Source organism: Bacillota bacterium (genome assembly GCA_013314855.1).
Taxonomy (GTDB): Bacteria; Bacillota; Clostridia; order Acetivibrionales; family DUMC01; genus Ch48.
Genome location: JABUEW010000133.1, coordinates 1 through 10,789, shown reverse-complemented (window position 1 = coordinate 10,789; position 10,789 = coordinate 1). Strand labels below are relative to the sequence as shown.

Annotated in this window: 8 protein-coding genes; 1 reads left to right on the top strand and 7 read right to left on the bottom strand. The window is 38.3% G+C overall.

What is annotated here, in order from left to right; all coding sequences use genetic code 11:
- Positions 1-379: 379 nt before the first annotated feature.
- Together radA and HPY74_17305 are read right to left on the bottom strand one after the other, a co-directional pair.
- Entirely contained in the window at positions 380-1,756 is a 1,377-nt protein-coding gene (gene radA, locus HPY74_17310) for a DNA repair protein RadA (protein ID NSW92395.1), read from the bottom strand.
- Positions 1,757-1,816: 60 nt separating this feature from the next.
- Entirely contained in the window at positions 1,817-3,754 is a 1,938-nt protein-coding gene (locus tag HPY74_17305; protein ID NSW92394.1) for a glycoside hydrolase, read from the bottom strand.
- A 142-nt stretch (positions 3,755-3,896) separates the two neighbouring features.
- Between HPY74_17305 and HPY74_17300 the strand changes: the two genes are divergently transcribed.
- Positions 3,897-5,141 (top strand): glycosyltransferase family 2 protein, encoded by a 1,245-nt coding sequence (locus HPY74_17300; protein ID NSW92393.1) that lies wholly within the window; start codon positions 3,897-3,899, stop codon positions 5,139-5,141.
- A gap of 49 nt (positions 5,142-5,190) precedes the next feature.
- Here the strand turns inward: HPY74_17300 and HPY74_17295 are convergent, their stop codons facing one another.
- The 5 genes from HPY74_17295 to HPY74_17275 form a co-directional block, all read right to left on the bottom strand.
- Complete coding sequence (locus tag HPY74_17295) at positions 5,191-7,650, bottom strand: ATP-dependent Clp protease ATP-binding subunit (GenBank protein NSW92392.1); 2,460 nt, start codon at positions 7,648-7,650, stop codon at positions 5,191-5,193.
- A 198-nt stretch (positions 7,651-7,848) separates the two neighbouring features.
- A complete protein-coding gene (locus HPY74_17290) occupies positions 7,849-8,877 on the bottom strand; it encodes a protein arginine kinase (protein ID NSW92391.1) in 1,029 nt (342 codons plus the stop codon).
- Complete coding sequence (locus HPY74_17285) at positions 8,877-9,377, bottom strand: UvrB/UvrC motif-containing protein (protein NSW92390.1); 501 nt, start codon at positions 9,375-9,377, stop codon at positions 8,877-8,879. Before HPY74_17285 ends, HPY74_17290 begins: the two co-directional genes overlap by 1 nt.
- 66 nt (positions 9,378-9,443) lie before the next feature.
- The gene (locus HPY74_17280; GenBank protein NSW92389.1) at positions 9,444-9,902 is read right to left on the bottom strand and encodes a CtsR family transcriptional regulator; all 459 of its coding nucleotides are present in this window, start codon (positions 9,900-9,902) and stop codon (positions 9,444-9,446) included.
- A gap of 142 nt (positions 9,903-10,044) precedes the next feature.
- Entirely contained in the window at positions 10,045-10,677 is a 633-nt protein-coding gene (locus HPY74_17275; protein ID NSW92388.1) for a hypothetical protein, read from the bottom strand.
- Between the last annotated feature and the right edge of the window lie 112 nt (positions 10,678-10,789).

The following is a 10,789-nucleotide window of genomic DNA, read 5'->3' as shown; positions in this document are numbered from 1 at the left end:
CGGTTTTGCGAAAATATTTTTTTGCTACTCTCTATAACTCTTGTTTTCTCTTTCTTTTAAATTCGTGCTTCATCTCTGACTATCTTCTTTGGGGGGCGCATTTTCTTCCCATGACCCATTATATTCCAGAAACGATGCTTCAGGCCTCTAGAGCCTGTAAATTCACTTCGGGGCAAATCAAACTCGCAAAATAATTTGAATAAAATTTAATATTACATTAATGTAATTATTTTGCTCTAACAGTTGATTTGCTTATCCCTCGTCGGATTAACAGGCTCTACGAGGCCTTGCGCAATGTTTCTGTCATTATATGGGTCATACATAGAAAATGCGCCCCTATCTTTGGGTGCTATCTTTAATTTTTGGGCTTTAATTTAATCTATAACAACAGGTCCAGTACTTTCTGTATATTTTCAACAGGTTTAACTGAAATTTTTTCATCTAATCCGCTTTGTGTAATCATCTTCATGTTTCCATAGGGAATTATGCATGTTTTAAACCCTATCCTCATTGCTTCATTTACTCTTGTTTCAATTTTATTTACAGCCCTTACCTCTCCTGTTAATCCAATTTCGCCTATTATTATTGTATCTGAATCAACATATGTATTTTTAAAACTGGATGCTATTGCTACAGCTATTCCTAAGTCACATGCCGGCTCATCAATCTTTAAACCTCCAACCACATTTACATAGGCATCAAAGTTATGCAGGTGCAAATTAGCCCTTTTCTCCAATACAGCCATTAAAAGAGTTACCCTGTTATAGTCTACGCCAGTGGTCATTCTCCTAGGCATTCCAAAATTAGTAGGACAGACCAGGGCTTGGACCTCTACCAGCATTGGCCTGGTACCCTCCACACTTGACACCACGACAGAACCGGGAACATTTTCAGGACGTTCCGATAACATTACCATTGAAGGGTTTTCCACTTCTTCAAGCCCCGTTTCTTTCATTTCAAAAATTCCAATCTCATTTGTTGAACCAAACCTGTTTTTTACAGACCTGAGCACTCTATAACTGAGATGCCTTTCACCTTCAAAGTATAAAACAGTATCCACCATGTGCTCCAGGACTTTGGGTCCGGCTATGGCACCTTCTTTTGTTACATGTCCTACAATTATCATTGGAATATTCAGCGTTTTTGCTATTTTCATAAACACTGCCGTTGTTTCCTTTACCTGGCTTACTGTGCCCGGTGCAGAAGCCATCTCTTCATTAAAGATTGTTTGTATGGAATCAATAATTACAATTCCCGGCATCTCGCTAATTATCAGTTTTTCTATAAGCCTTAAGTTTGTTTCGGAAACTATTACTATTTTCGGATTTTTTACATTCAGTCTGTCAGCCCTTAATTTTATTTGCCTTATTGACTCCTCACCTGAAACATAAAGAATTTTTCCCATTACTTCAACCTTCTCGCAAACCTGGAGTAACAGTGTTGACTTTCCTATTCCCGGGTCACCGCCAACCAGGATAAGAGAACCCTTGACAATTCCGCCTCCAAGTACTCTGTCCAGTTCCTTTATCCCTGTACTATATCTTTCTTCCTTTTGAATTTCTATATCATTTATGCCAACTGCTTTAATTTCACCTGTAATGCCGCTTTCTAAAATACCTTTACTACCTTTAACAGCAACTTGCGCCACCTCTTCTACAAAAGTATTCCATTGGTTACATGCAGGGCACTTGCCCAACCAACCCTGGCTTTCATATCCGCATTCCTGGCAAACATAAATTGATCTAACTTTTCCCATAAACATCACACCTCATTAATTTAATCAACCCGTCTATCTTATATCTCATTGTCTAATAATTTAAATTACTTCCGCCTCAATCAGTTCAAACAGAACTAGCACAAACATGGCATGAGACCATGTTAATGGAATAATCCACGCCGGCTTTCCGGTATATTTATCCACCTGTTCCGGCAGAAAATCCAGTTTCGTCCTGGCGTTTACAGCCCATTTGAAATATTCTTTTGCCTTATGGTAGTTTTTCTTTCGAATATGGTACAATGCAACCCATAAAGTAGCAATTACCCATGGATTTCCGCTAATATAATTATCATTCTCATAGCGTCCAATGCCTCCCACTTCAGGGAACTCAAGGATTTGCTCTATGGCTTGTGCCGTTGACTCTACCTTCGGGTCGCCTGCATCAAAAATACCAAAAGGCACGCATACCCCCAAAAGGCTTACATCTACAGTGCTATCCTCCAGGGTTACATCCCTGTAATACCCCTTCGGATTAACTTTAATTAAAGTTTTTTCTTCGGAATACTCACTTCCCCAGGGATTCAGTTTGGTTCTTACGCTTCTTAAAAACCGACCATATTCTTCTTTCCACAAAACTTTTACAATGGCTTCCTTAATTTGGGCAGCGGTTTCCTCCCATTTGCCTGTAATTCTCGCAGACAACCCCAGCATTTTTGCAATTTCAACACCTGCTATAATCCCACTGTAAACTGCAGCAGAAGAATATGTGTGTTCACCCATCCTCTCTTCCCACAGGTCATAACTTGGTTTTGGGAGTCCTGTCTCTTTATCAACAAAAGAAACTAAAAACTCCACCCCTTTTTCAACACTCATCCACATTTTTTCTAAAAAACCCATGTCATTTGTTATTTTATAATGCTGCAACATGCCCCAAATTAACGTTCCGGTCTCATCAACCTGTAACCCCCACGAAGGGGCAAGATTGCCATCCAGGTAATATCTTTGATGCCAAAAGCCTTCATGGTCCTGTACATTTACCGCCCATTCATAAAATTTGTCCACTGCGTCTTTAAGTCCGCACCTGTCCAAGGCTTCTGTAATAAAAGCAGCATCTCTCCCCCAACAATAAGCGTATCTGCCGCACTTGGTAAAATGTTCATCCACTTCGGGAGCTGCCAGTAATCCGCCGGTACTTTCGTTTTGCATAAGTTTGAATACCAGAAGAGATCTTTTGTACAAGTTATCCACTGTGTCTATGCCGGTATTAACTTTCCTGACGCTGCTAAAGAAATCTTTCCAATACTTCTCAGTTAAGCGGTATTTCTCTAACCAACCGTATTTCCTTGTTTCATTAGTCAGGTTTTTCAAGTCCTTTAAAGTTTTTGATGCACAAATATAAAGAGTAAAGGATTTAACTTCTCCTGGTAAAAATTCTCCCAATTTCCAGGACAGTGTACCATCAGGCATCATTCCGATAGAATCTACACCACAAAGCTCTGTACTATTTGCAGCTTCAAAAGCGTTATTACCCAATTGGAATTGGTGGGTATCCCTGTCGCCTGAAATAGAAATATAATAACTGTGCCTATAGTGAATTAACGCTTCATTCCCAAAATCAAACAATGAGCCCCTTATATCCTGGTTGTTGCTAATAAAGGAAGAATACAAAATAAATCCCAGCTCTTTCTCTTCCAAACCGCTATTCTTAATTTCATAATGTCTGATTAATACATCCTTACCTGGTACAACAAAGTCAGTTTGGCTTATTTCCACCCCAATTTCATTATCTGCATATAAAGTCTTCAGGATATTGGTGTTTTCAATATAGTACTGGCCAATATCCCATTTGTCCTCGTCAAACCATACAGTACTGTGTTTTCTGTCAGGAAAAAATATTCCCATATTTAATTTTTCAATGTGTTGAGGATAGTCAATATTGGGCCAGAAAAGCCTTACAATCTGCCCCTTATCTGTTAAACATGCCAGCATGCTTGAATTACCGATTATAGCATTGTTAAAGTAGGTTTTTATTTTCATCATCCTCCAATCAGCACAACTATTGAATCAGCACAACTATTATATCATTTCAACAGGCAAAATGTATCATAAATATTTTACCTCATATAGCACAAAATAATTAAAGAAATTTTGTTTGTAGAGGAGTGAAATAGTGTCTAGCATGGATAAAATGCTTTTTTTGATTACTCAATTTTTACAAATTACAGTATTTGTTATGGGCTGTTATTTTTTCAGTATATCAATATTTGGGTGGATAAAAAGAAAGGAAGAAAATGCTCTCAACTATCCGCCTAAAAAAAAGTTTGCTCTTGTAATAGCTGCCCATAATGAAGAACTTGTAATTGCTCATATAATTGATTCACTCTCCAGACAAAATTATCCTAAAGAACTCTATAACGTTTTTGTAATAGCAGATAATTGCACCGATAGGACGGCAGAAATTGCCAAAAAACATGGCGCCAACGTTTTTATCAGGGAAAACCAAAAACAAAAAGGTAAAGGTTACGCCCTTGAATGGATGTTCAACAAAATCTTTTCCATGGAAGAAAAATATGATGCCGTAAGTGTTTTCGATGCAGATAACCTTGTCTCATCTAATTACTTAAGGGAAATGAATATGCAGCTTTGTAAAGGTTACAAAGTTGTCCAGGGCTACATAGACAGTAAAAATCCTTTGGATTCATGGATTACATGTTCCTATTCCATAGCATTCTGGCTGTCTAACAGGATATTTCAACTGCCCAGATATTACTTGGGACTTACATGCAGCCTATGTGGCACAGGCTTTTGCGTTGACCTTGAAGTATTGAAAAAAATAGGTTGGGGGGCTACCTGCCTGACAGAAGATTTAGAGTTTACAATTAAACTTGCCCTGAATGATATCAAGGTTGCCTGGGCTCATAATGCCGTAGTATACGATGAAAAACCAATAACTTTAAAGCAATCCTGGAAACAGCGCAAGCGGTGGATGCAAGGTCACGCAGATTGTGCGAGTCGTTTTCTGTTGCCCCTTTTAAAAAAGTCATTCAGGGAATACAACCTGGTAGCCTTTGACTGTGCAATTTATCTTTTTCAACCTATTAGATTCATACTTCTGGGGTTAGCTACAGTTATGATATGGATACAAGCAATCTATCCCCAATCCCCATTTTTCAATTTAAAATATATTTTCCCTCCTGAACTCTGGAACATATTTGTAATATTACAGTTTTTATATGGTCCTCTTATAATATTGGCAGAAAAAAAATTTAACCCAATAATTATATTGGGTTTCCTGATATATCCTATTTATTGTCTAACGTGGGTTCCAATAACCATTCAAGGTTTTTTGAGCAAGAACAACAAACACTGGCACCATACCTTACACACCCGGGAAATCAGCATCAGCGAGCTGGAACAAGCATAATCCTATTATGCTTTACCTATTAATTTACTCTCTGCTGATGCTTTCTTTTCTACAAAGCAGGTGTCTTTTCCGCCCGGTTTACAGGAGTAAATACTATATTTTCCTCATTTACATCTACCAATACATTATCTCCTGCTTTAATGGTTCCATCCAGCATTTCTTCAGCCAGCCTATCTTCAATCATATTCTGTATTGCCCTGCGTAACGGCCTTGCTCCATAAATCGGGTCGAATCCTTTCTTTGCAATAAACGCTTTTGCATTATCTGTAACTTCTATACTAATTCCGTTTTGTTTCAATCTGGCAGCAAGGTTTTCCAGCATCAAGCCCACGATTTGTTTTATATGCTCTTGATCAAGAGGATGGAATACTATTATTTCGTCAACCCTATTTAAGAATTCAGGTCTGAAGGTCTTTTTTAATTCACCCATAACATTGTTTTTCATCTCTTCATAACTTCTTGCCTTATCCTCTTCACCCGCTGCAAAACCAAGACGTTTGGGTTCAGTAATAAGCCTTGCTCCTACATTAGAGGTCATGATTATTACAGAATTACGGAAATCCGCCACCCTTCCCTGGGAGTCTGTAAGTCTTCCATCTTCCAAAATCTGTAGAAGTATATTAAATATATCCGGGTGAGCCTTTTCAATCTCATCAAAAAGTATTACGGAATAAGGCTTCCTTCTTACCTTCTCTGTCAATTGGCCACCTTCATCATAACCCACATAACCCGGAGGCGAACCCACCAGCCTTGATACAGTAAACCTTTCCATATACTCGGACATATCAATTCTTATCATTGCATTCTCGTCGCCGAACAGTGCCTCCGCAAGGGCTTTACTTAATTCGGTTTTTCCTACTCCCGTAGGCCCAAGGAAAATGAATGAACCTACCGGACGTTTAGGGTCTTTCAATCCTACCCGCCCTCTTCTGATAGCCTTCGAAATAGCTTTTACCGCTTCTTCCTGGCCTATTACCCTCTTATGAAGTATTCCTTCCATTTCCATAAGTCTCTCAGTTTCTTCTTTTGCAAGCCTCTTTACAGGTATGCCCGTCCAGCTGGACACAATTTCTGCTATCTCATCTTCAGTAACAATATCGGTTTTTGTTTGGTTCTTCTGTTGCCATTCATTTTTTGCTTTTTCAAGCCTGTCTCTTAGTTCATGTTCTTTATCCCTTATCTTTGCAGCTTTTTCAAACTCCTGACATCTGATAGCATCTTCTTTTTCTTTAATTAAATCCTCAAGCTGTATTTCCAAATCTTTTAAGTCAGGAGGAATGGTAAAAGCCCTGAGACGAACTCTTGATGCAGCTTCATCTATTAAATCTATTGCCTTATCAGGCAAATACCTGTCTGTAATATACCTGTCTCCTAATCTTGCCGCAGCTTCCAGTGCTTCATCGGTGATTTTAACCCTGTGGTGAGCCTCATATTTATCCCTTATTCCTTTTAATATTTCCAATGTTTCCTCAACTGAAGGTTCCTCAACCGTAATGGGCTGGAAGCGCCTTTCTAAGGCTGCATCTTTCTCTACATGTTTTCTATACTCATCAAGCGTAGTTGCCCCTATAACCTGTATCTCTCCCCTGGCCAGCGCAGGTTTGAGGATATTGGATGCGTCTATGGCTCCTTCAGCAGCACCTGCTCCAATGATGGTATGCATTTCATCAATAAACAGGATAACATTTCCTGCTTTTCTCACCTCATCCATTGCCTTTTTCAACCTTTCCTCAAACTCACCCCTGTATTTGGCTCCTGCAACCATTGCTGAAAGGTCTAATGTAACTACCCTTTTATCTTTTAAAATTTCCGGAATATTCCCCTCGACAATTTTCTGGGCAAGTCCTTCGGCTATTGCAGTTTTACCTACACCAGGCTCTCCAATTAAACAAGGGTTATTTTTAGTCCTCCTGCTTAAAACCTGGATTACTCTTTCAATTTCTTTGTCACGACCAATAATTGGGTCAAATTTGCCCTCTCTTGCCATTTCTGTAAGGTCACGGCCAAATTGGTTAAGTGTGGGTGTATTTGCATACCCGCTGTTATTTCTTTGTGCGCCAACAGAACCGGGAGTTTCTTCATTCAAAATCCTTACAATTTCAGATAAAAGTTTCTGCGGGTCTACACCTAAATCCATTAAAATTCTTACTGCAACACTCTCTCCTTCTCTCATTATGCCAAGAAGAAGATGCTCAGTACCTATATAGTTCTGGTTCATTTTTCTGGCCTCTTTAAAGCTTAATTCCAAAACCCTCTTTGTCCTTGGAGTAAATCCAAGAGGCTGTTGGCCGGTCTTTTCTCCTCTTCCAACCAGTTGTTCTATCTCCCTCAATATCTTACCCTCAGTAACACCCTGGCTTTGAAGGACACGTGCAGCTACGCCGCTTCCTTCTTTAACAAGCCCTAAAAGAAGGTGTTCAGTACCTACATAGTTATGGCCTAACTCCATTGCACTTTCCTGTGAGTAGGCTAATGCTTTTTCTGCCCTTTCAGTAAAACGTCCAAACATTTTTTTCCTCTCCTTTCATCTGTAAATATTCATCATATTAACTCCCATGACCTCCGTTCACAAATATCAATGAAAAGCGTCAGAAGCGAGCAGTGCTAGGAAGACGAGGCGCAAAAACCGGAGCATATGTGGGTATATGTGAGGATTTTTGCGCCCGAAGTCTGACAACGCAATGCGACGCTTATCACGCTTTTCATATTAACTCTTCTTAAGCTTCATCCTTATTAACTCTGCCCTTCTTATATCTCTTTCGTTCGAGTCTAACGGCCTTCCCAAAAGCTTCTGGAGACAGGCCGGCTGTATTGATAGCATTATTTCATTTAATGTATCAGTATTTATATCTTTAATTATTCCCAAATCTATGCCCAATCTCACATCAGAAATTAATCTTAAGCTTTCCTCTGTAGATATGGTCCTGGCATTTGCAAGGATTCCAAAGGAACGGTATATTTTGTCTTCAAATTTAATTGTATTTTGTCTATATAACTCATTTCTTAATGCCTTTTCCTGCTCCACTATCTGTGTTGCTATATTTTTAATGCTTGATATTATTTCCTCTTCCGTCTGCCCAAGGGTAATCTGGTTTGACATCTGAAACATATTTCCTATTGCTTCACTATGCTCTCCATACATTCCTCTAACTGCTATATTCAGTTTACCGCATGCTTCAAGAATATTCCTTATATACCCTGTCATAACCAATGCAGGCAGATGAAGCATGACCGATGCCCTTATTCCGGTACCCAGATTTGTGGGGCAGCATGTCAAATAACCATAAACATTGCTGTAGGCAAATTCAATCTTTTTATCAAGAATATCGTCTATTTTATCGCAAAGTTTCCATGCATTGTCTATTTGCATGCCTGGAAAAAGGACTTGTATCCTCAGGTGGTCTTCTTCATTAATCATTATACTTATATTTTCATTTTTGCTTATAATGGCTGCACTTCTTTTGGTACTGGCTGCTAAATCCGGGCTTATGAGGTGCTTTTCTACCAACATTTGTTTGTCAATATTTCCCAAACTTCCTATATCTACAAACAATAAGTTTCCTATTTCTGCATCGTAATAATTTAAAATAGCGTCCTTAACATTCCCAATAATCTCTTCCGCCTGTTTGCTATTCATTTTAGATGGAAACGGGTATTGGCTAAAATTCCTTGCAAGTCTCACCCTGCTGCTAACTATAACGTCATGATCAGGTATCATATTAACTTTTCCGTTCATTATAACCCCACCTCCAGGCTTTTTATTTTATCTCTTATCTCTGCTGCTTTTTCATATTCTTCCTTTTCAATAGCTTTATTCAAAAGTTCCTTAAGTCTGGCAATTTCCCTTGTTATGGACATAGTTTTTGATAGCCTTGCCGGGATTTTTCCGTTATGCTCTACACTTCCATGCAACCTTCTTATTAAAGGCTTAAGATTTTCCCCAAAGGTCTCATAACAGTTATTACATCCAACTTTTCCTGTGCTCTGGAATTCTTCTAGAGTCATACCGCACTTATTACAGCTTACTGCCCTTTGGAACTGTTGTACATAGGGTTTACTGTTATTAAAGCCTAAAAAGCTTGCAAAAAAATTGCTAACATTAAGTGGTATTTCAAAACCATAAGCCCCTCGCTCTTTTGCACACTCTTCACAAAGATACATTTCCACCTTCTGGTTATTCACTATTTGAGTAAAATGAACAGTTGCAGCCCTTTTATTGCAAATTTGGCATTGCATTAAAATCACTTCCTTTATTAATAAGCTATCACAATAATAATTATATTATCATCACATTACCAGTAGTTATACTATCAAACTAATAAGCATATTTTTTAGTATACTTGCCCTTAAATTATCCCTGACATTTACAGGAACAAGGTTCAAAGCTTTATCACTGGTCGCAGCCTTAAGAAGCAAAGCTTCCCTTTTTGATATAATATCATAATCAACAAAATTCTTTATAAAAACTTCTGCCGATTGCTGTGTAATATCGTCTCCCATAGAATTAATTATATGCATAAGGTAACTGGAAGGGGTCGAAAAATTCACTCTTTTTATCTTTATATGCCCGCCGCCTCCCCTTCTGCTTTCAACATAGTATCCTCTTTCGCTCGTAAATCTGGTATCTATAACATAGTTTATTTGGGAGGGCACACAATTAAAATAGTTTGCCAGCTCATTCCTTTGTATTTCAATAACCCCGTCCATCTCATCTATCATACTTTTTATAAACTCTTCAATTATATCGCTTAACCTTGCCATCTTACATCACCCTTACTGTTTTTGACTATCTTTGACCTTCGTTTATATTATAAAACATATGTGAAATTTTTGCAAGAGGAAATTTTCAATATTTATTGGCATTCAATTTATACCAATTTCGTATTTTTATTTCTGAACCATTCTATTTAACAAAGTACTCATCTTTTCTCTCCATGAGTTTTGATTTAAAAGCAGACGGGATAATAAGTAAAAATATCGTAACAAGAGCCAGTTCAACAACTATGATAACCCCGGGACTGTATATATAGCTTAAAAAATTTAATCCCCCTCCCGCTGCAAGTGTTGCAACAAGCATTATAGCTACAGCTTTTATAGTATCTTTTATTCCAAGCTCTTTGAACAAGACAGTAAAGGTTGCTACACATGGAAAATACAGTGTAAGCACCACAACGGCAGTAACCATTTGCATATTGCTTAACCCAATAGGCTCAAGAAGTGCAACGGCCGCATCTTTTCTGACAGTACCAATAATCAATGCAGCCACTGTTTCCTCAGGAAGCCCGAACACGCCTTTTACCAAGGGAGAAAACAATTTGCCTATCCAGGCTATAATACCGGATACATGCAAAAGATTAATAAGAAGTATGCCTCCCAGTACGTAGGGTATTGCCTCTTTTAAAAAGCATTTTATGCGCATCCATAGTTTTTTAAGCTGAAGTTTTACATTTGGAACCCTATAAGGAGGAACCTCAAGAAGAAGGGTAGGTGTATTTCCGGTATTATGTAAAGATTCACATAATACCGGATATGACAAGTTTTTTGTTATGTAAAGAAATTGCCGAAAGTACTTGTATTCTCAAGCACATCCGGCAAAAATCTTTACATAATTTTTAACTGAATTAATCCAATTCTTTTAACCATTCCAT